Here is a 19,708-nt window from a genome sequence, read left to right as displayed (position 1 = left end):
TTATAGAACCGTTTCGTACATAAATAGATTGATGTGGGAACAAGTGTTTGCTATGCTGAAATAGCATATCGTTGTGAAGGATGGACCAGGGAGGCGATTTCGCCATGAAGGTCGCGCTCCGTCGCGAAGCCAAATATTTTTGCAACGATTTCCCGGCCGTCCGGATCATTTTGGCGGAGCTTGGGGCCGAGTACGTTGCCGTCAAGAAGCAAACCGATACGGTTTTCACGCGATACGATAGTTCGGGCCGTACTACATCCGGCAGAATCAAGGCCAGAACCGAGGAGGACGGCCGTTGTCTCGTGTACGTCTATGACAGGAGCAGCAATGAAAGTACGGTCGAATTCGAATATTACGAATTTCGGGACGAGCAGATCGTTTCCATGCTCCAATCCCTGCTCGGTGAACCGGTAATCGTAGTCAAGGAGAGGGAAATATGGACTCTGCACCATTTGATCTTCCATTTGGACACGGTGGAAGAGATCGGAACCCTTTTCGAAGTCGAAGCGATCGGGCATGCGGACATGGTGGATTGGAATGCATGCATGGATCGGATTCAACCGTATTTAACAGGCAAAATCGAAGGCTCCAACGAAGATTTGGTCAGAGCGGGAAGGGTGGAATATGACGATGGAGACGCGTCGCGACGCGCATAACCGGGATATCCGGTATCAATCGGAGGCGGTTGCCGAAATACTTGAGTCCAATCCCGTAACGGAAACGTTGCTCCGGGACATGCGGTTGCTGCGGCTCGATCATTGCTATATAGGAGCCGGCTGCGTTGCCCAGACGATATGGAATCATGCGAGCGGGATGCCCTTGAATTACGGCATCACCGATATCGATCTCGTTTACTTTGACGCCGATTTGTCGCCGGATAAAGAAAACTCGCTGATCGAAGACGCCCGACGTCTCTTCGGCCATTTGCCGATCAGGCTGGACGTGAAAAACCAGGCGAGGGTCCATTTATGGTACGAACGCCATTTCGGGTATCCCATTCGTCCATATGCTTCTCTGGAGGATGCGATCAACAGCTGGCCTACGACGGCAACCGCCATAGGGGTGCGCAGAGACGAACACGGCGTGTGGCGCGTATATGCCCCTTACGGGTTAAACGATTTATTCGGGTTGATCGTACGGCCGAACAAAGTTCAAATTACCCAAGAAATCTATGAGAAGAAGACAAGCAGATGGGCCGCGCTGTGGCCCCGATTGAAGATCCTCCCTTGGACCTGATTCCCGCGGCACTTTAGCCAAGCAGCCTCTCATATACATACAATACGACACCACGATGAGAGGAAGATGCAGGATGGCCGCATGTCCGCCCTTCAAGTACAGGAACGTGACGCCCGCCGTATTTCGCGCGCTGCAGACGCTTGGGAAGAAAAAAGGAATCGATATACCGAGTGCGCCGTCGGGAAACATCTCGATTACGGTTGCCGGACTGAAGGTCAATTTCCAATATGCCTGGGACGGCAGGAGCGGGCAGCTGCTGCTCACCTGCGTCTCGAAGCCGCCGCTGCTCGGCTGCTCGACGATCAAAAGCTTTGCCGACAAAATCGTGACCGAGAGCGGCGGTAAAACGGCTTAACGAATCGGGGCGGTAGCCGGGCGTGCCGGCGTAGGAGTTTGTACGATAGGGCAGGAACGGCGGTCGCAGCGATCGCCGTTTTCTTCTGCAACAGCAGAATCCGCGTACAACCTGGACCTGGAGGGCTGCTGGGGAGGCGGTAGCAACATGTGCAGTAAATAGAGGAACCGTTTTCCGTTATTGCCCCGTATTTCTTTGATCACATTAATATAACGGCACAGGCTTCCGTTAATTCGATCTTACGGGGTGAAAATGATTGTGAACAGCGGAATAGAGGAGCGGTTTTCCGTTATTTTACAATCGAGACGAAAAGTCGGGTCAATAAGATACGACAGTTCCGCTATTGTATGGAATCGCTGTTTCCCAAGCCCCGTCAAAGGCGGAATGCCTTTCCCGAACATGCGATGGACGAACTTCCGTACGCGAATAAAGCCGCCGCAGTTTTTCATTGGCAAGCATCGGTAGTGAAGCAGCCAGAATACGACGTGCCGAACTTCTCCGCGCGCCCCTCCCCGGCTGCGCCCCTCCCCGGCTGCGATTACGCGCCCCTCCCTGGCTGCGATTACGCGCCCCTCCCTGGCTGAGAATACGCGCCTGCAATCCGATGGCGCTCATCCGTAAAGCGCGTCGGCGTACGGTTCTCAACTTTTTTCGTTCCCCCCCGCTGTCAAAATCGTCATTCGGTAGTATACTTAGCTGGGGCCCGCGAACAACATCGATGACGGAGCCGGACGAGAACTGCGGAAAGAGGAACCAACATGTCGCACGCGCTGAGAAAATGGCTCGTCATGAACTTGATGAGCTACACCATTTTCGTGTATGTCGGGATTTTCGTCAACCTGTTTATTTGGGAGAAAAACCGTCTCATCTCCGAGGTGGCCTGGTACAATTTACTCGTCTATTTTTCATGGTCGTTCGCGTTCGCCGCGGCGGCTTATTTGCTTACGAAATCTACTGTCCGGCTGCTGCTGGGCATTTCCGCTTTTTCCGGGGGAAGCGCTTTTCTGCTGCTGTCCTTCGTGGAGCTGGACAACCGGATGCTGTGGATCGCGATGATCGGAGTGGCGGTCGGCGTCATGTACGGCTTCTTCAGCGCGGCGCAAAATTTGAGCGTATCGATGAGCGGCACGAGCGCCGAGCTCGGCCGCTACTTCTCCGCCGCCGCCAGCATCCAGCAGGCCGTCACTTTGGCGGTCCCGCTCTTGTCCGCAGCGATTATTATTTATTTCGGCTACTCGGGCACGTTTGCCCTGATGCTCGTATTCCTCGTCGTCATGCTGGCCTTCTCGTTCGCGATGCCCGGTAAGTCCATGCGGTCCGGGACGGGGCCGTCGACCGCCCGCTGGCTGTGGCAAGAGCTGCTGCGCAAGCCGGGGCTTCGCTGGTTTTCCGCGTCCAACTTGGCGGCCGGCGTGTTCCTGCAGTTCCAACAGCTGTTTTTGCTGCTGTTCACGTTTAGCGTGACGGAGAACAAGCTGTGGATCGCTGCGCTTAACGGCTTGTATACGCTCGCGACGTTGGGCGGCTTGTTCGTATACCGCAAGTTCTCATTGAAGGACAGCACGTTTTTGACGATGGGCTGCCTGCTGATCGCCAGCGGGTTCCTGATCGTGCTCGTTCCCGCGAAGCCCGTGCTCATCGTGTCCAATTTGCTGACCGCGGTAGGCATGTTCTGCTTCGGCGCAGCCTGGAATACGCTGCAATTCAAATGGATCAAGCCTTATCCGGAGGCGGGACAGGCGAAGCTGCTCGTCTGGAGGGAAACGTTGATATGCGTAACCCGGATCGGCACCTTATTGCTCGTCATGTCCGTCGACAATTTCCGGAGCCCTTTGTTCGTCGCGCTGATCGGCGTGTCCGTACTGTGTCTGCTGGCCGTTCCCTACTTCGAATACCGGGCCAAGAAAACGTTGGAGCCGGACGCCCCGAAGGTCGGCATTCCACCCGGCCTGGAACCGGAGTGAACGGTTTGCTCCTTCCTCCATGTTGAATAAGCATCGTTGTCGGAATTGGTTTGGTCCGTTCCGTTAGCGGTGATGCTTTTACTTACCCGTTTGCGTCACGAATGATCAGCAATTCTCCCCCCGATGTTGTCCGTCCAGGCGTCAGTCTTTTGCGTTTCGAACATTTTGTGCAAAAAAAACCTCGCGTTTGTCCATTGCCTTTATCCCTTTCGTTGGCTACAATAGTGATATTAGTGAAAATGATAATCAATATCACACAATGCATAGAGGGGAGCACTGGCATGCTGCGTCGTTTTTTTGCTTATTACCAGCCCTATAAAGGGCTGTTCGTGCTGGATTTCTCCTGCGCGGTGATCGCCGCGTTGCTGGAGCTCGCGTTCCCGCTAGCCGTGAACCGGGTAGTGGACGACTTGCTGCCGAGCGGAAATTGGCAGTGGATCGTATGGGCGTGCATCGGCTTGCTCGGCATTTATCTTGTAAGCGCGGTACTGCATTACGTCGTTACATATTGGGGGCATATGCTGGGCATCAACATCGAGACGGACATGCGCAAAAAGCTGTTCGATCACGTGCAGAAGCTGTCCTTCCGTTTTTTCGACAACAACAAGACGGGACACCTCGTATCCCGGATGACCAACGATTTGATGGATATCGGCGAAATCGCCCACCACGGTCCCGAGGATTTGTTCATTGCGATCATGACGCTGATCGGCGCCTTCGGAATTATGCTCGGCATCAACTGGCAGCTGGCCGTGCTGACGTTCGTCATTATTCCGCTGATGATTTATTTGTCCTTGTACTTCAGCCGCAAAATGTCGCGCGCCTTCAAGCGCATGTTCTCCGATATCGCCGATTTCAACGCCCGGGTGGAAAACAACGTCAGCGGCATCCGGGTCGTGCAGGCTTTCTCCAACGAGAAGCACGAAATCGCGCAGTTTGCGGTGAACAACGGCCGTTTCCGCCAAACGAAGCTGCTCGCCTACCGGATCATGGCCTGGAATTCGTCGCTCAGCTTTATCCTGATGAGACTGATCTCTTTGTTCGTGCTGCTGTGCGGCACATGGTTCGTCATTCAGGACCGTATGACTTACGGGGAATTTATCGCCTTCGTCATGCTGTCGAACGTCTTTCTCGGACCGATCAAGCAGATCAACTCCGTCATCGAGACGTATCCGAAAGGCATCGCCGGGTTCCGGCGCTATCTCGAGCTGTTGGAGACCGCTCCCGACGTGGCGGACGCGCCGGATGCGATCAAGGTGGAGCACTTGAAGGGAGATATCCGATACAGCAACGTATCGTTCGGATACGAGGGCAAGGAGAACGTGCTGCAGCATATCGACCTGACGATCCGCGCGGGTGAAACGGTGGCGCTCGTAGGGCCTTCCGGCGCGGGGAAAACGACGGTTTGCAGCCTGCTGCCCCGGTTTTACGATCACAGCGCGGGCACGATTACGATTGACGGAATCGATATTCGCCGCATGACGCTGGAATCGCTGCGCAGCCAGATCGGGATCGTACAGCAGGACGTGTTCCTGTTCGACGGGACGATCCGGGAAAATATCGCCTACGGCAAGCTGGATGCGACCGAGGAGGAAATATGGGAGGCTGCCCGCCGGGCGCAGCTGGAGTCGATCATCCTGTCGCAGCCGGAGGGTCTGGATACGCTCATCGGCGAGCGGGGCGTGAAGCTGTCCGGAGGCCAGAAGCAGCGGCTCTCGATTGCGCGGATGTTTTTGAAAAACCCGCCGATTCTCATCCTCGACGAGGCTACATCGGCGCTGGATACCGAGACGGAAGCGGCGATCCAGAAGGCCTTGTCCGAATTGTCGCAAGGCCGCACGACGCTCGTCATCGCCCACCGGCTGGCGACGATCCGCAATGCGGACCGGATCGTCGTGGTGGCCGAGCAGGGCATAACCGAGCAGGGAGACCACGACCAGTTAATCGCCGCCGGCGGCATATATAGCCGTCTCCATCAGGCACAGTTCGGGGCTTGACCCCGGATCGACGGGAGCGGGTTACGCAATCCATGGTTCGAAGCGAAAATGCAAAGAACACTGGAAGACCAAGCAGGAAGACCAAGCAGGAAGACCAAGCTGCGCGCTCGGAAAGTCCGGGCAGGGCAGCTTGGTTTTTCTCGTTTTTGCGAAGGCCATGCACAGCTTCGCTGGTTGTCCCAACATGTACTTAGCACGGTGCGCGTTGCTGCGCCAGTCTGGCTGAGGTTCTGAATCCAGGTTCAAGTTCAGTCATTATCGAGAAATGGGCGGAAGGCGCAAAATAGCGAAATGAAGTTCAGTCATAGTCAAATATGTTTCATTAATTAGTTCGTTGAGGATTGAGGATGAGGGAGAGGACAGCAGAGAGGACAGCGGAGAGGACAAGATCGAGCAAATTGCTGCGAATGCATAGGGGGAAAGTAACGTCCAAAGTTTAAAGTTGAAATATCGGACCAATTGTCGAAATTGCGCGAAAAAAAAGAGGGAATACAGGGGCGGCTACAGAATATATAATATAGTAGACAAGAACAGCCCTGCGATGAGGAGCCACCGCTTCGAAGCGCTTTCCAATTTCTTTGCGGGGGCCTCCTGCTACGTATGAGAAAGGGTGTGGCAAAATGGAGCTTTGGGCGATATGGCTCATCCTGGCCGGCGTTTTGCTGGTCGTCGAAATGATGACGCTGACGTTTTATTTGTTATGGATCGGCATCGGCGCCGTAGTGGCGGCCGCCGTCGCGCTGTTCGTCCCCGATTCCTTCGTATGGCAGGTGCTGGCGGGCAGCGTGGTCGTACTCGTGCTCACGGCGTTTACGAAGCCGCTTACCCGACGTTTCCGTACATCCAGAGGGTTTACGGATGCGGTCGACGAGCTGATCGGCAAGCAAGGAACCGTAGTGGAGAGCATACGGGAAGGCAAGCCGGGTATTGTCAAGGTGGGCAGCGAAACGTGGAGCGCGGTATCGGACGAACAGTTGGCCAAGGGCGACGCCGTAATCGTGGTGGAGAGGGGAAGCGCTTTGCTGAAGGTCAAGAAATGGAGAGGAGATGTTTAAGTGGGCGTTGTGCTATCTCTGGTCATTGTATTCATCGTAATCGTCATAGCGGCATTATCGATCAAAATCGTACCGCAGCAAAGAGTGGGGGTCGTGGAGCGGCTCGGAAAGTTTAACCGGCTGCTGACACCCGGCGTCAACATTCTCGTTCCGATTATCGACCATGTGCGGAAATATCACGATTTGCGCATCCAGCAGGCGAACGTGCCGCCGCAGACGGTCATCACGAAAGATAACGTGCAGGTGCAGATCGACACGATCATCTTCTATCAGGTCACCGGGCCGGAGCAGGCTACGTACGGCATTTCCGATTACGTGTACGGGGTGCGGAACATCTCGACGGCGACGATGCGGCAAATTATCGGCAAGATGGAGCTGGACGAGACGCTGTCCGGCCGGGAGAAAATATCGACCGATATCCGCGTAGCGCTGGACGAAGCGACGGAGAAGTGGGGCGTGCGGATCGAGCGCGTCGAGGTGATCGACATCCAGCCGCCGGTCGATATCCAAGAGGCGATGGATAAGCAAATGAAGGCGGAGCGCAGCAAGCGCGCCATCGTCCTGGAAGCGGAAGCGGCCAAGCAGGATATGATTTTGCGCGCGGAAGGCGACAAGCAGAGCAAAATATTGAAGGCCGAGGGAGACAAGGAAGCGCGCATACGCGAAGCCGAAGGATTTCGGCAGGCACAGGAGCTGGAGGCGCTCGGGCAGGCGAAGGCGATCCAGGCGGTAGCCGAAGCGGAGAAGCGGCGCATCGAGCTGCTGCGCGAAGCCGGACTCGACGAGAACGTGCTCACCTATCGTTCGCTCGAGGCTTTGACCGACATATCGAACGGGGCCGCGAACAAAGTATTCATTCCGACCAAAGCGGTGGAAACGCTCGGCAGCATCGGGGCGATCGCGGAAATGCTGAAATCGTCCAAGGGCGACTAAGCGAAACGAATTTGGAGAAACGCGCTCGGAACCGGGCAAGCGTAAATCACACAAAAAGACGGAGCAACGCGATGACGCGGGCTCCGTCTTTCTTTTAGCCAAACTGCAGCACGACCATTTGATGGCATTCCAGCTTCGGCACCGTGTAGGAGACGACGCCGTTGTCGAATTCGAAGGCGATGTCCGTCATCTGGGGAGCCAAGTACACGTTTTGCACCGGACGGTCCGTCTTCACCCTTGCCGATATTTGATGGAGCGGCACGATGTCTTCGATAATTTCCACCGATTGCCCGCGACGCACCGGAGAGGCGTACAGCAGGTGGTGCACCCAGCGGTTCTCGCCCGGCTGTTCTTGAATCGTCGTGATACCTTGCGCCGGCAGCGAGACGACCAACGTCCGCCGAGCGCCGAGCAGACGGCCGAGCGCATACGAGACGGTTTCGCGCAGGAATAGGCTGCCCTTCTCCGCGTAGTCCTCGAATATGTCCCATGCGATATAAATGCCCGCCGCTCCTTCTGCCATCCCCGGTCCACCAGACTGTTTGCTGTTAGGCGTGTGGCGGTGCGAACAGAAATGGAACACGTCCCGGTTGAAGTACGGATTCTCTCGGCGGCCCAGCACCGTCGCTCCGGCCGCTTCGATCTGCTGCCCTTCCGCATAAACGACGTAGCCGGTACCGGCGGACAGCACGGAGCCCGCGGCCGAGTCATGCTCCGGCACCCAATAGTCGGGCCGGTAAGGATTCGTTCCGACCCAGCGGACGCCGAAATCGAGGGCGAACCCGGAGTCGTCGTTGCGCAAGCCGGACTGTCCCGTTGCCAGCAAACGTCCGCCTTGACCGACGTAATCCGCCAGCCTGCTCTCGAGGGCGGCGTCGATGCGTATACGGTCCGGCAAAATCAACACGGCGTACCGGTTCCAGTCCGAGGCCAGATCGACGACGTCGAACAGCCAATTGCCTTCAAGCAGCATGCGGACGGCGCCCTGATCGGGCTTCGGGCATCTGCGCTCGTCTTCCTTGGCGAAGCCGGCCGCTTCGACGGTCAGCAGCGCGATATCGGCGATGTTGGACGTCTCTGCGCACCACGCTTCCTTCGCCTCCACCTCGCGATACGCCTCCCCGATCAGCCGGTACGTGGCTTCATCCATAAGCCCGTCCGGATGAAGCTGGTCCCCGATCGAGCAGCGGGCTCCGTTGGCGAGACTGAGGGCCGTCTCGTAACGAAGCGCGTTCGGATGCTTGTAGCCGCCGAATTCGCCCCAGGACGTATGGAACTTGCCGGTCATGCCCAGTACGGGCATACCCAGTCCTTGCGCATAACGCGCGGAGAGCGGGAAATGGTCGTAGCCCCAGCCGCCCGTCGGCAGCGACTCCAGCTCCAGATGCGTATTGCGGCCGGCCAGGTCCCGTCTCCCCTGAGGAATGTGACCGCCGTTGTGGAATACCGGCAGTCCCGGTTTGTGCTTATGAACGGCTTCGTTCGTCCGTTCGGTGTAGCGGACGTATGTCTCTTCCCACAGGGGCAGCATCGCCGCCTTGTCCCGCGGATCGATTCCCCGTTCTCTTGCGGATCGGATGCAATGATGGCAATAGCATTCCCGGATCCCCACGATATCCAGGAAAATGCCGTCGGCGTCATAGCCGGTCACGACCTCCTCGATCTGACTGACGAGCACGTCCAGATACGGAGAATTCATACAGAACGGATGCCACCCCGGGGTCATAAAATCGGGCGCCCCGGCCGTCTGCTCGTTGCGCCGGCGAATCAGCCATTCCGGGCGCTCGCGTGTAAGCTTCTCGTCCAAGCCGGCGGACAAATAGACCGGCGTCTTGACCCCGATCTCATGCGCGGCCTCGATCTGGGCGCCCAGCAGGTCGAAGGTCAAATACGGATGGATCCGGTTCGCCTTGCTCGGATGATAGGCCCAGCCGTGATGGCATTTGGAGAACACGGTAATCGAGTCTACGCGGCCGAGCTGGAGCATTTGCTGAAATTGCTGCTTCGAGTAGCCGGCTCCTATGCCGGGGATCGCTTCGGAAGTATGGAAATCGAGATGCACCTGGCGAAATCTCATTGGGTTGGCCTCCTGAACGTGGAAACGGATATTTATTCTAAGTGTAGCGCTTCCTCAGCCCGTCACAAAGTGACGGTACCGACCGAAGTTAGCACAATTCCGACTTTTCAGCCATTGCGATTTGAGATACGATGAATGCGGGAACAATTGCGGTCAGGAAATATTCATATGTAGTAACGGGGTGTTGCCGACATGGAATGCATGGAATGGTCCGTTTCTCCGCTGCCGCAGCTCGTAACGGTCGGATACGGCGTATGGAAGCCGGGAATGAGGCATTTTTCGCGAAATTTCGGGCTGTATGACGTTTTGTTTGTCCGGACTGGCTGTATCTATATGGCCGAGGACGAGAAGGAATATGAAGTGCGTGCAGGTCATATGCTCGCGCTCGAGCCCGGCAAGACGCATGTCGGGTATCGGGACAGCACGGAGGAGACGGAGCTATACTGGATTCATATCAAGCACGATTCCGCGCAAAGCCGGATATCCGCTGAGCACATTCCCTGGTCGCTCGTACTGCGGAAAGGGAACGATTCGGACCTTGCGCCGGCGAACCGCCCGATTTATATGCCCAAGTACGGCTATCTCGAGCTGGGGGAGGCATGGGGCATTTTGGAGGAAATGGTGCAGCTGCACAATCGGCTCAGCGTGGAAACGGTACTTAAGCTGCAAGCGCGGTTCGTCCAATTGCTTGCCAAGCTGCAGGAGCTCGTGCGGACTTCCGAAGCGGACAGCAGGTCGGGAAGACTGGCCGGAGCCGTCGCCGCCTACTTGCGCAGACACGAGAGCTTGCCGTTTCATACCGGACAGTTGGAGAACGAATTCCATTATCATGTCGACTACGTATCGCGATGCTTGAAACGCCACACGGGAATGAGCCCGCTCGAATATTTGCGACACGTGCGGATGGAGAAGGCTCGGCGGCTGCTGGAGCAATCGGCGGAGCTGACGGTCAAGCAAATAGCGGAGATGGTATGCATGGCCGACGCCAACTATTTTTCCCGGATGTTTCGTAAAGAGACGGGCATGTCCCCTGCGGCATATCGCAAGAAAAGGCTTGGTTACAGTTGAAGGCTCACGGACAGGAATGCGCCCGGAGCTTGGCGAATGTATAGGGAGTTGAGTTCGATTGCGGAGGGATTCATGATGGAACGTATCGCCTTGGTTACCGGAACGTCCAGTGGTTTCGGGCTGCTTACCGCGGTGAAGCTCGCCCGGCTCGGGTATCGGGTTATAGCGACGATGCGCAACACGGGAAGTATGGGACCGCTCATGGATGCGGCCGCCCGCGACGGCGTCGCTCCTCTTGTAGAGGTGATGAGACTCGATGTAACGGATTACGAATCGATCGGAATCGTTGTTTCCGATGTGCTGGACCGATACGGGACTATCGATGTGCTGGTCAACAATGCGGGATTCGCCTTGGGCGGATTTGTCGAAGAGCTGACGATGGACGATTGGCGTATGCAGATGGAAACGAATTTCTTCGGGCTCGTCGCCGTAACGAAGGCGGTGCTGCCGGCCATGCGCTCCCGACGAAGCGGTACGATCGTCAATATCGGGAGCGTCAGCGGGAGAATCGGCTTTCCGGGATATGCTCCGTACGCCGCCTCCAAATTCGCGGTCGAAGGATTCAGCGAAAGTCTCCGTCACGAAATGGCCCCGATGGGCGTTAAGGTAGTCATCGTGGAGCCGGGTGCGTACCGCACCCCGATATGGAGCAAAGGGTTGGCGCACATTCGCACAAGCCCCGACTCTCCTTACGGGAAGAGGCTGCAAGCCGTGTTGAAGTATTCGGAACGGGCCGCGGCTACCGCGCCCGATCCGCAAGAGGTCGCCGATCTTGTCGGCCGCCTCGTCCTGTCCGCCTCGCCCCGCTTGCGTTACACGCTGGGCAAAGGCTCGCGTCTGACGCTGTGGGGGAAAGCGCTGCTCCCATGGAGGTGGTTCGAAGGAGCGATTCGGCAGGCGCTTCGTTAGCGGGGAATAGCCGTTCCATAATAGAGACCGTCCATTTGGAGGAAGGTCTCTTTATTGTGAAAAAATGTATTTATAGCAAGTAAAATGTTGATATACTGGGACTATTTCGGAAATTGGCTTCCCATTCCGTCATCCCTCGTGGCATATTAATAGGAGGCATCCATCTTGGCTTGACGCGACAGGGCATCTGGAAGGAGGCGATAGTTACATCCTCTACATAACCGGAATGAGACCCGGAACTTGGGCGCCGGGTTTACAATAATGCCATTTATACTGGAGGGATATGATGGAACATGCGGGTGGGAGCTATAACATTTCACTTGTCATATTATCGGTTACGATGGCTGTTATAGCATCCTACGCATCTTTGGATATGACGAGCCGCGCGCGGAAATCGGTCATTCGCCGCAATCGGTCGTTCTGGTTGTCCGCCAGCGCCGTTACGATGGGCCTCGGGATATGGTCGATGCATTTCATCGGAATGCTCGCGCTTCGGCTGCCATTTTCGACAACCTATCATTTGCTTTTGACGTTCGTATCGCTGCTTATCGCCGTTTGCTCTTCTTTCCTTGCGATCTTTCTGGTTAGCCGAAATCGGGTAAGCTCCTATCGCTTTATATTCGCCGGGATGTTTATGGGCGGGGGCATATCATCCATGCATTTTCTCGGCATGGCGGCGATCGAGAGCGCGTATACGATCCACTATAAGCTGTTTCCGTTTATCGTATCGATACTGATCTCCATCGTCGTGTCGTACTGTGCGCTGTACTTGACGTTCCGTCTGCAAAAAAAAGATTGGCTCCTGCATAGCGACCCCGGAAAAATGCCGGGAGCGGTGCTGCTCGGCATCGCCGTATCGGGCATGCATTATGTCGGCATGAAATCGACCCATTTCGTCGAAGCGCCGCATCAGGCTCCGGTTCCGCAAGCTTCATTATCCGACAATTTGATGCTGCTTGACGTGACATTGGAGCCAAGCTCGCTGTCTCTATGGGTAGGCGTCACCATCTTTATCCTGATCGCGATATTGATCGCGGGAGCTTTTATCGACCGCAGGCTGGCTTTGGAATCGGCGCAGCTAAGCTCGCTTCAGTTCGACGCTTTATGCAACGGCAATCCCGATCTCGTATGCACGCTGGACTTGGACGGAAAAATAATTCAGATGAACCGCGCGACCGAGCTGATTACCGGATACGCGCAGGAAGAGCTGCTGTTCCGTCCCGGACGGTCGCTTCTGCCTCCCGGACGGCTGGAGGAATCGGATGTTCGCTTCGAGAAGGTGAAGCAGGGCTTTCCGCAAACGTTCGAAATGGAGCTGTCCCATAAGAACGGCCATTTGGTGAGCTTAAGCGTTACGACGATTCCGGTCATGCATGCACGGCAAGTGGCCGCGGTCATGGTCATCGGCAAAGATATTACGCTGCAGAAGCAAAACGAGGAAATCATGCGCAAATCGGACAAGCTCAGCATGGCCGGCCAGCTCGCCGCGGGAGTGGCGCACGAAATCCGCAACCCGCTTACGTCGATCAAAGGCTTTCTGCACCTTGTGCGCAAAGGCTTGGGAAGGGAAGACATCTACGAGGTGATCGATTCGGAGATCGACCAGATCGACAATATCATTACGGAATTTTTGCTGCTCGCGAACCACCAGCCCGTCCAGTACAAACGGATCAACTTGACGGAGCTGATCGGCCATGTGCTGAACTTGCTGCATGCCCAGGCGAATATGAACAATATCGCGATCGAGACGCGCTTCGCGCCGAATATCCCGTACATACTATGCGATGAGAATAAGATCAAGCAGGTTTTCGTCAATATGATCAAAAATGCGATCGAATCGATGGCGGACCGAGGAACCGTCAAGCTGGAATTGACGAGAAAAGGAGACAAGGAGGTGTTGATCCGCATCATGGACGAGGGCAGCGGCATATCCGACGAGCTAAGGTCCAGGCTGGGGGAACCTTATTACAGCACAAGGGAGAAAGGGACCGGAATCGGTCTTATGGTCAGCTTCAAAATTATTAACGAGCATAAAGGCACAATCCAGTATAAGCAAGAGGAAGGTACGGGCACGACGGTGGAGGTTACTTTGCCGATCAATTGAGAGTTATGGAGAGCAAGCTTTCCTCTACGGAGGTAATCGAATACCCCTGTCCAAGCGCAGAAGCCGAAAGTCCGTCAGAGGAATTTCGGCTTCTGCGCTTGTATATCCTTACGCTCAAGTCCCGTTATCGCCGCTCCATACTCTAGAATCCGGCACGTCCAGCCATTGGCCGCCGCGTTCGACCGACAATTGGCTGATCAGGCCGGGCAGCGTCATATCGAGTGCCCGATGGATCGAAATCGGAGAAGGCTTGCCGTCCGTCATGGCGTTCAGGAAGTCGGTCATCATCACGAAGTCGCTGCCTCCGTGACCGCTCGCGCCAAGCATCTGCTCGGGAACCCGCTGCCAAATATCCGGAACGTACTGTTTTCCCGCGGCCGCCAGATCGATCCATTCGGGCTTGTCCTCGCCCTCTGTCTTCAAGTACACCTTGCCCGCGCCCAGCAGCTCGTGGCGGATGCTCTCATAGCAGCCACGCGTCCCTTGAAGGGAATAATTGAGCGCGGTAGGCCGGTCGGACAGCAAATCGAGCCGAACCCGGATGAGTTTGCCTCGTTCTGTCTGGCCCATCATCAGACAAGTATCCTCCTGCTCGTACGCTCTTCCTTGGCCGTCCGCATGATGGCGTCCGCTGCCGATGCAGCTGACCCGCGCGATCCGGTCGCCTTCCATCCAGTCGAGAATCGGCCCGAGGCTATGCGTTCCGTACGTGATGCCGTTTACCCCGGTTTGCCACGCCCGACGCCAAGGCGTCGATACGCATAATGGCTTGGCATCGTGCAAATATTCGCCTTCGGCGTAATACAGTTCACCGAACAGGCCGCTGCGAACCATATTGGAAATGACCATGTGCGGCTTCATGTAGTTGCAGTTCTCCGCCATGATATACTGCCCCTTGGAACGCGCCGCCGTCTCGGTCAGCCGTCTGCATTCCCCGATGTCGATGCCGGCGGGAACTTCGCTGATCACATGCAGATTGCGCTCCAGGGCTAGCAGCGCCTGCTCGACGTGAAATTGCATCGGGGTCCCGATAATGACCGCGTCCAGATCGGCGCTCTCCAGCATGCTCTCGAAGGAAAGATAGGCGGGATACTGTCCGAAATAGGCTTTGGCCATATCCAGCCGCTCCTCCGAAATTTCGCACAGCGCGGCAATCGCGGCCCGCGGATGAGCATGAATCGCATCCCTGAATATTCTCGGCCGGCCGGCCGCTCCTACGATGCCGACATTCAGTTTCCCGTTCCGGTCCATTCGTATCGCTCCTTATCGCACTTGAATCGTGCCGATTCGCCAATCTCGCGTTCAGGACGGTGCGTAAATGCTTACATCTTGCATTATAAGACGATCGAAAGCGATGTTGCTTTGTCTGAAATCGCATTTTTTTTGTTCTTTTTCGCCAAATGCGCGACAGGCGGGGGGAGGGGGCATGTATAATGGAGGAAAGCGGGCATGAATGACGACAGGCTGTCCGGCCGGGAAGGAGGCTATCTTTGAATTACACCGGCATCCGGCTGCGGAATTATATTAACGTCGATCAACTGTTCTCGTTCCATTACTTCGAATTTACGAAAGACTACGTGTTCCACGGCGAGAAGCACGATTTCTGGGAGCTGTTCTACGTCGACAAGGGCGAGGTGATCGTCCACGTCGACGATGTGCAGTACGAGCTGAAGCAGGGAGACGTGATGCTGTATAAGCCGAACGCGTATCATCGGCTGTCCGCCAACCGGGTTACCGCCTCCAATCTGTTCGATATCGCATTCGAAAGCGGTTCCCCGGTGCTGGAGCATTTGGCGAACCGTCATTTCCGTTTGAACGAGAGCGAGCGGGGCATGCTCGCGCAAATCGTCAAGGAAGGCTTCCGGGCATTCGCGCCGCCTTACCACGTACCGGACGCGCATACGATCGAGCGCCAGTCCGGCGCCCCGGAAGGCTGCGAGCAATTGCTGCGGAGCTACCTGGAAATATTGCTGATCCATCTCATCCGCCGCGCACATGGCGGGCAGGAGCCGGGGGAGAAGCTGCTGTTCGTGCCGAAGGAAAAGCGCGAGCGCGACCTCGTTCGGAGCGTGACCGCGTTTTTGCGAGACAGGCTGGACCAGGATCTGTCCTTGGACGCGATATGCGAATCGTTCAATGTAGGCAAGACGCACATTACCCGGCTGTTCAAGAAACGAACAGGCTACCCGCTGATGGAATATTTCAAACGTCTCAAGGTGGAACAGGCCAAAATGCTCGTCCGCGAGGAGCAGCACAATTTCACGGAAATCGCCCGTCTGCTCGGCTACGGCAGCATCCACCATTTTTCCAAAGCGTTCAAGAAGTACGGAGGCATGACTCCGTCCGAGTATGCGAAGTCCGTTCAGGCCCGGGCCGGCGAATCCCGCGCCGGGGACGATCGGGGGCAGCCGTACTGGACGGATACGCTCGCGTTCGGCGCCAAGACGGGCGATACGAAACAAGGAAATTAGTTTGAGAAAGCGGTGAATACAGGAAATGGGGAACCGGCTGTCGAATAAAATATGCGTTGTGACGGGTGCGGCTTCGGGGATCGGAGCCGGAATCGCCAAACGTTTCGCCCGCGAAGGGGCGTTGGTCGTCTTGGCAGACGTGAACGAGGGGGCTTCCCGCGAGATCGAAGAGGAGATCCGCCGTACCGGAGGCAAGTGCGAGACATGCCGGACGGATGTCGGTTCGGAGCGGGAAATCGCCGAACTGTTCCGTCAAGTCGGCGAGCGGCACGGAGGATTGCACATCCTCAGCACGAACGCGTATTGGGCGGCTCCCAAAAACGCCGAGGAGACGACGCTCGAAGAGTGGAACCGGTGCATGGCGGTTACGTTGACGGCCCCGTATCTATGCAGCAAGCATGCCATCCCGCTCATGAAGAAGACGGGTGGCGGCTCGATCGTCCACACCTCCTCCGTAGGCGGTGTCGTCGCCTTTTACAACAACGCGTCCTATATGACGGCCAAGGCCGGCGTCATTCAGCTGTGCAAATCGATCGCGGTCGATTTCGCGCCGGACGGCATCCGCTGCAACGCCATTTGCCCGGGCATCATCGACACGCCCTCGACCCGCTCCGACGACACCGAGGAGCTGCGTCGGCTGCGCATGGCCAAGACGCTTGCCGGGCGTTACGGAACGCCCGACGACATCGCTTCCGCGGCCGTCTATTTGGCCGGCGACGAGTCCGGCTTCGTTACGGGGACAGCGCTGATGGTCGATTCGGGCTGGTCGATCATCTAATGTTTCGATGGATAATCAATCGATAGGGAGCCGATAGGATGATTAACGAACAGTTCGAATTGTTGTCGGATACGCCGTTCCTTGCTTTGGATCTCGAAGTGCTGGAGCGCAATTTGCAAAACATGGCGGCTCTGGCCAAAGCGGCGGGCGTCAAGCTGCGTCCCCATACGAAGACGCATAAGAGCCCTTACATCGCGAAGAAGCAGCTCGAATACGGCGCTGCCGGCATAACGGTAGCCAAGCTGGGTGAGGCCGAGGTGATGGCCGAGCACGGTATCGACGATATCCTCATCGCATTTCCGCTCGTCGGGAGGAACAAGCTGAAGCGGTTCAGCGACCTGCTCGGCCGGGCGAAGCTGACCGTCGGCTTGGACGACATTGCCGTCGCCAAGGGGATCAACGATGTCGGGGAGGCGCACAAGCGGCGAATCCCGATCTATGCGGACGTCGACACCGGCCTGCACCGGATGGGCAGAGAGGTCTCGGAAAGCATAGGGCCGATTCTCGAAATCGCCAAGCTGCCCTATTTGGAACTGCGCGGACTGATGAGCCACACCGGACACGCATATGCGAAACCGACGGAGGAAGAGATTAAGGCGATTGCGATCGAAGATGCGGAGCTGATGAACGAGGCGCGTCTGCAGTTGGCCAAGCAAGGTGTGGAAGTGCCGGAAATCAGCGTCGGCGCGAGCGCGACGGCCCGCTTTATCCGCGATATTCCGCATGCGACGGAAATGCGTCCGGGCATGTACGCGTTCAACGACCGGTTCGTGATGGCCGCCGGCGGAGCGGAGGTCGAGGATTGCGCCGTGACGGTCGTGGCTACCGTGGTGGCGCGACCGACGCCGAACCGGATCATTATCGATGCCGGAAGCAAAACGTTTGCGGCTGACGCTTTCAAGCATGGAGGCCACGGGCATGTGATCGGGCATCCGAATGTGACGCTGAGGTCGTTGTCCGAGGAGCACGGGACGATCGAAGTGACGGGAGACTCCGACCTGCGGATCGGCGACGTGCTGAGAATCATTCCGAATCATATATGCCCGTCGATCAATTTGGCCGATGAGCTGTTCGGCTTCCGGAACGGCGAGCTGGAGACCGTCATTCCCGTTCTGGGCAGAGGAAAGAACCGGTAATTAATCGGAGGAGGCGCGAGTCGGATGGCATTTGACAAGCTGATTAAAAATGGCTGGATCGTAGACGGCACGGGAGCGTCGCGGGTGAAAGGAGATATCGGCATCGTCGGGGACGAGATCGCCGCCATCGGCAATCTGGACGGCGCGGAAGCCGGGGAAATCGTCGATGCGGAAGGTTTGGTCGTATGTCCCGGCTTTATCGACGTCCATGTGCATTCGGAGCTGGCTCTGCTCGGCGGACCGGATCGATACGCTCCGCTGCGGATGGGCGTGACGACGCAGCTCGCCTCGCCCGACGGGTTTTCCTGGGCGCCGCTGAACGGGGAGCAGCTGAAGGAAATGAAGGATTACTTGGCGACGTTTTACGAGGACGATTGCATCGACGCGTCGAGGGCGATGTCTATCGACGATTTGCTGGCCCTGTTCCGCGGCAGCATCCCGTCCAATCTCGTGCTGCAGGTGCCTCACGGCTCGATCCGGCAGGCCGTCCTGAATTGGGAGACGCGGCCCGCGAGCGATGCGGAGATCGCCACAATGTCGACTATTACCCGGGAATGGATGGAGCGCGGGGCGAAGGCGTTCGCCACCGGGCTCGAATACGAGCCGATGCGGAGAGCCGATCTTCGCGAGCTGGTCGCGCTGTCGAGAACCGTGGCCGAATACGGCGGCATTTACGTCGCTCATCAACGGGGTTATGCCGACAATATCCGGACAGGCTGCGAGGAGACGTTCGCCATCGGCGTACAAGCGGGCATCCCCGTCCATATTTCCCATCTGACGATCGATCCGATGGCGGCGTCCGAGCTGGAGCGGGGTGCGGCTCAAGGCGCGGACATTACGTTCGACATGTATCCTTATCCGGCGGGGAGCACGCATTTGCTGCTCAATTTGCCTCCCTACGCCCAGGAGGGGAATCCCCGGGAAGTGCGGGAGCGGTTGTCCGGCAAAAGCTTCCGGGAAAGGATCGCCGGCCACGTCGAGCAAGCTTTCCCGCTGGACCGGGTCCGCTTTGCGTCGGTCGGCAGGCCGCGGGCCGAAGAGAACGGCTCCGTCCCGGCGCCGGACTGGATCGCCTCAATCCGGGATTGGGAAGGGAAGCTGATCGGCGAAGTCCGCGAGCAGCTCGGCATCGGGTTGACCGACCTTGTATGCGATCTGATCGTCCATACCGAGTATCCGTCGCTCATGATTTTCCATTGGCCCGAGGAGCGGTATGGTTATTTGGAAGATTCGTTCAAGCATCCGCTTCATATGGTCAGCACGGACGGCATCTATGCCGGGGTTAGTCCGCATCCGCGAGGCTTCGGCACATACCCGAAAATATTCCGCGAATTCGTATACGACCGCGGTTGGTTGTCGCTGGAGCAGGCCGTCCGGAAAATGACCGCATACCCGGCCGAACGGTTCCGCATCGATCGCCGGGGCAAGCTGGCGAAAGGCTACTACGCCGATATCGCAATATTCGACCCGTCGCGGATACGCGACCGGGCTACGTTCTCCGAACCGCGCTTGCAGCCGGAGGGAGTCGAGCACGTGCTGGTCAACGGCCGGTTTGCCGTCAAGGGCGGCGAAATCGTGCCTGGCAACTTCGGACGCATAGTCCAATAATCGATCAAACTAGAGGA

16 protein-coding genes are annotated in these 19,708 nt (G+C 57.0%); 14 read left to right on the top strand and 2 right to left on the bottom strand.

Features of this window, described 5'->3' with window-relative positions:
• Positions 1-104 precede the first annotated feature (104 nt).
• The 7 genes from FE784_RS14375 (at position 105) to FE784_RS14345 (ending at position 7,540) form a co-directional block, all read left to right on the top strand.
• Positions 105-656 (top strand): class IV adenylate cyclase, encoded by a 552-nt coding sequence (locus FE784_RS14375; protein ID WP_176706214.1) that lies wholly within the window; start codon positions 105-107, stop codon positions 654-656.
• A complete protein-coding gene (locus FE784_RS14370) occupies positions 631-1,236 on the top strand; it encodes a nucleotidyltransferase family protein (protein WP_139602897.1) in 606 nt (201 codons plus the stop codon). The genes FE784_RS14375 and FE784_RS14370 overlap by 26 nt, the downstream gene beginning before the upstream one ends.
• A 73-nt stretch (positions 1,237-1,309) precedes the next feature.
• A complete protein-coding gene (locus tag FE784_RS14365) occupies positions 1,310-1,591 on the top strand; it encodes a hypothetical protein (protein ID WP_139602896.1) in 282 nt (93 codons plus the stop codon).
• 758 nt (positions 1,592-2,349) lie between these two features.
• Positions 2,350-3,555, top strand: a complete 1,206-nt coding sequence (locus FE784_RS14360) for an MFS transporter (RefSeq protein WP_139602895.1) — start codon at positions 2,350-2,352, stop codon at positions 3,553-3,555.
• Positions 3,556-3,836: 281 nt separating this feature from the next.
• A complete protein-coding gene (locus FE784_RS14355) occupies positions 3,837-5,552 on the top strand; it encodes an ABC transporter ATP-binding protein (protein WP_139602894.1) in 1,716 nt (571 codons plus the stop codon).
• 620 nt (positions 5,553-6,172) lie between these two features.
• Positions 6,173-6,607, top strand: coding sequence for an NfeD family protein (locus FE784_RS14350; protein WP_139602893.1), 435 nt, complete (start codon positions 6,173-6,175; stop codon positions 6,605-6,607).
• Positions 6,608-7,540 (top strand): SPFH domain-containing protein, encoded by a 933-nt coding sequence (locus FE784_RS14345; protein WP_139602892.1) that lies wholly within the window; start codon positions 6,608-6,610, stop codon positions 7,538-7,540.
• 94 nt (positions 7,541-7,634) lie between these two features.
• On the opposite strand, the gene FE784_RS14340 is transcribed toward FE784_RS14345, so the two are convergent.
• Positions 7,635-9,617: a beta-galactosidase trimerization domain-containing protein gene (locus FE784_RS14340; RefSeq protein WP_139602891.1), complete on the bottom strand. Its 1,983-nt coding sequence runs from the start codon at positions 9,615-9,617 to the stop codon at positions 7,635-7,637.
• Positions 9,618-9,809: 192 nt separating this feature from the next.
• Here FE784_RS14340 and FE784_RS14335 point away from each other — a divergent pair, with 192 nt between their 5' ends.
• The 3 genes from FE784_RS14335 to FE784_RS14325 all read left to right on the top strand — a co-directional run bounded on the left by FE784_RS14335 (position 9,810) and on the right by FE784_RS14325 (position 13,698).
• Positions 9,810-10,685, top strand: a complete 876-nt coding sequence (locus FE784_RS14335) for an AraC family transcriptional regulator (protein ID WP_139602890.1) — start codon at positions 9,810-9,812, stop codon at positions 10,683-10,685.
• Positions 10,686-10,757: 72 nt separating this feature from the next.
• Entirely contained in the window at positions 10,758-11,594 is an 837-nt protein-coding gene (locus FE784_RS14330; protein WP_139602889.1) for an SDR family oxidoreductase, read from the top strand.
• Between the two features lie 286 nt (positions 11,595-11,880).
• On the top strand, positions 11,881-13,698 hold the full coding sequence (locus FE784_RS14325) for an MHYT domain-containing protein (RefSeq protein WP_176706213.1): 1,818 nt from the start codon (positions 11,881-11,883) through the stop codon (positions 13,696-13,698).
• A 114-nt stretch (positions 13,699-13,812) separates the two neighbouring features.
• Here FE784_RS14325 and FE784_RS14320 read toward each other — a convergent pair whose 3' ends face one another.
• Positions 13,813-14,949, bottom strand: a complete 1,137-nt coding sequence (locus tag FE784_RS14320) for a Gfo/Idh/MocA family protein (RefSeq protein ID WP_139602887.1) — start codon at positions 14,947-14,949, stop codon at positions 13,813-13,815.
• Positions 14,950-15,188: 239 nt separating this feature from the next.
• Here FE784_RS14320 and FE784_RS14315 point away from each other — a divergent pair, with 239 nt between their 5' ends.
• From FE784_RS14315 to FE784_RS14300, 4 genes are read left to right on the top strand one after another with little or no spacing between them, the layout of a single operon-like run.
• A complete protein-coding gene (locus FE784_RS14315; protein ID WP_139602886.1) occupies positions 15,189-16,169 on the top strand; it encodes an AraC family transcriptional regulator in 981 nt (326 codons plus the stop codon).
• Positions 16,170-16,194: 25 nt separating this feature from the next.
• Positions 16,195-16,947 carry an SDR family NAD(P)-dependent oxidoreductase gene (locus tag FE784_RS14310; RefSeq protein WP_139602885.1) on the top strand — a complete coding sequence of 251 codons (753 nt, stop codon included), beginning with the start codon at positions 16,195-16,197 and terminating at the stop codon, positions 16,945-16,947.
• Between the two features lie 38 nt (positions 16,948-16,985).
• The gene (locus tag FE784_RS14305; protein WP_139602884.1) at positions 16,986-18,083 is read left to right on the top strand and encodes an alanine racemase; all 1,098 of its coding nucleotides are present in this window, start codon (positions 16,986-16,988) and stop codon (positions 18,081-18,083) included.
• A 24-nt stretch (positions 18,084-18,107) separates the two neighbouring features.
• Positions 18,108-19,691: an N-acyl-D-amino-acid deacylase family protein gene (locus FE784_RS14300; protein ID WP_139602883.1), complete on the top strand. Its 1,584-nt coding sequence runs from the start codon at positions 18,108-18,110 to the stop codon at positions 19,689-19,691.
• Positions 19,692-19,708: the final 17 nt, after the last annotated feature.

The organism is Paenibacillus hemerocallicola (assembly GCF_006265175.1).
GTDB lineage: Bacteria > Bacillota > Bacilli > Paenibacillales > NBRC-103111 > Paenibacillus_AB > Paenibacillus_AB hemerocallicola.
The sequence above is the reverse complement of the archived record's forward strand: the minus strand, read 5'-3'. Positions and strand labels throughout refer to the sequence as shown.

What these genes read in the sequence shown, in the direction of transcription:
- FE784_RS14360 (WP_139602895.1), top strand. Translation starts at nt 2,350, where the DNA reads ATGTCGCACGCGCTGAGAAAATGGCTCGTCATGAACTTGATGAGCTAC.
- FE784_RS14350 (WP_139602893.1), top strand. Translation starts at nt 6,173, where the DNA reads ATGGAGCTTTGGGCGATATGGCTCATCCTGGCCGGCGTTTTGCTGGTC.
- FE784_RS14300 (WP_139602883.1), top strand. Translation starts at nt 18,108, where the DNA reads ATGGCATTTGACAAGCTGATTAAAAATGGCTGGATCGTAGACGGCACG.
- FE784_RS14340 (WP_139602891.1), bottom strand. Translation starts at nt 9,617, where the DNA reads ATGAGATTTCGCCAGGTGCATCTCGATTTCCATACTTCCGAAGCGATC.
- FE784_RS14305 (WP_139602884.1), top strand. Translation starts at nt 16,986, where the DNA reads ATGATTAACGAACAGTTCGAATTGTTGTCGGATACGCCGTTCCTTGCT.
- FE784_RS14325 (WP_176706213.1), top strand. Translation starts at nt 11,881, where the DNA reads ATGGAACATGCGGGTGGGAGCTATAACATTTCACTTGTCATATTATCG.
- FE784_RS14320 (WP_139602887.1), bottom strand. Translation starts at nt 14,949, where the DNA reads ATGGACCGGAACGGGAAACTGAATGTCGGCATCGTAGGAGCGGCCGGC.
- FE784_RS14310 (WP_139602885.1), top strand. Translation starts at nt 16,195, where the DNA reads ATGGGGAACCGGCTGTCGAATAAAATATGCGTTGTGACGGGTGCGGCT.
- FE784_RS14370 (WP_139602897.1), top strand. Translation starts at nt 631, where the DNA reads ATGGAGACGCGTCGCGACGCGCATAACCGGGATATCCGGTATCAATCG.
- FE784_RS14335 (WP_139602890.1), top strand. Translation starts at nt 9,810, where the DNA reads ATGGAATGCATGGAATGGTCCGTTTCTCCGCTGCCGCAGCTCGTAACG.
- FE784_RS14375 (WP_176706214.1), top strand. Translation starts at nt 105, where the DNA reads ATGAAGGTCGCGCTCCGTCGCGAAGCCAAATATTTTTGCAACGATTTC.
- FE784_RS14330 (WP_139602889.1), top strand. Translation starts at nt 10,758, where the DNA reads ATGATGGAACGTATCGCCTTGGTTACCGGAACGTCCAGTGGTTTCGGG.
- FE784_RS14355 (WP_139602894.1), top strand. Translation starts at nt 3,837, where the DNA reads ATGCTGCGTCGTTTTTTTGCTTATTACCAGCCCTATAAAGGGCTGTTC.
- FE784_RS14365 (WP_139602896.1), top strand. Translation starts at nt 1,310, where the DNA reads ATGGCCGCATGTCCGCCCTTCAAGTACAGGAACGTGACGCCCGCCGTA.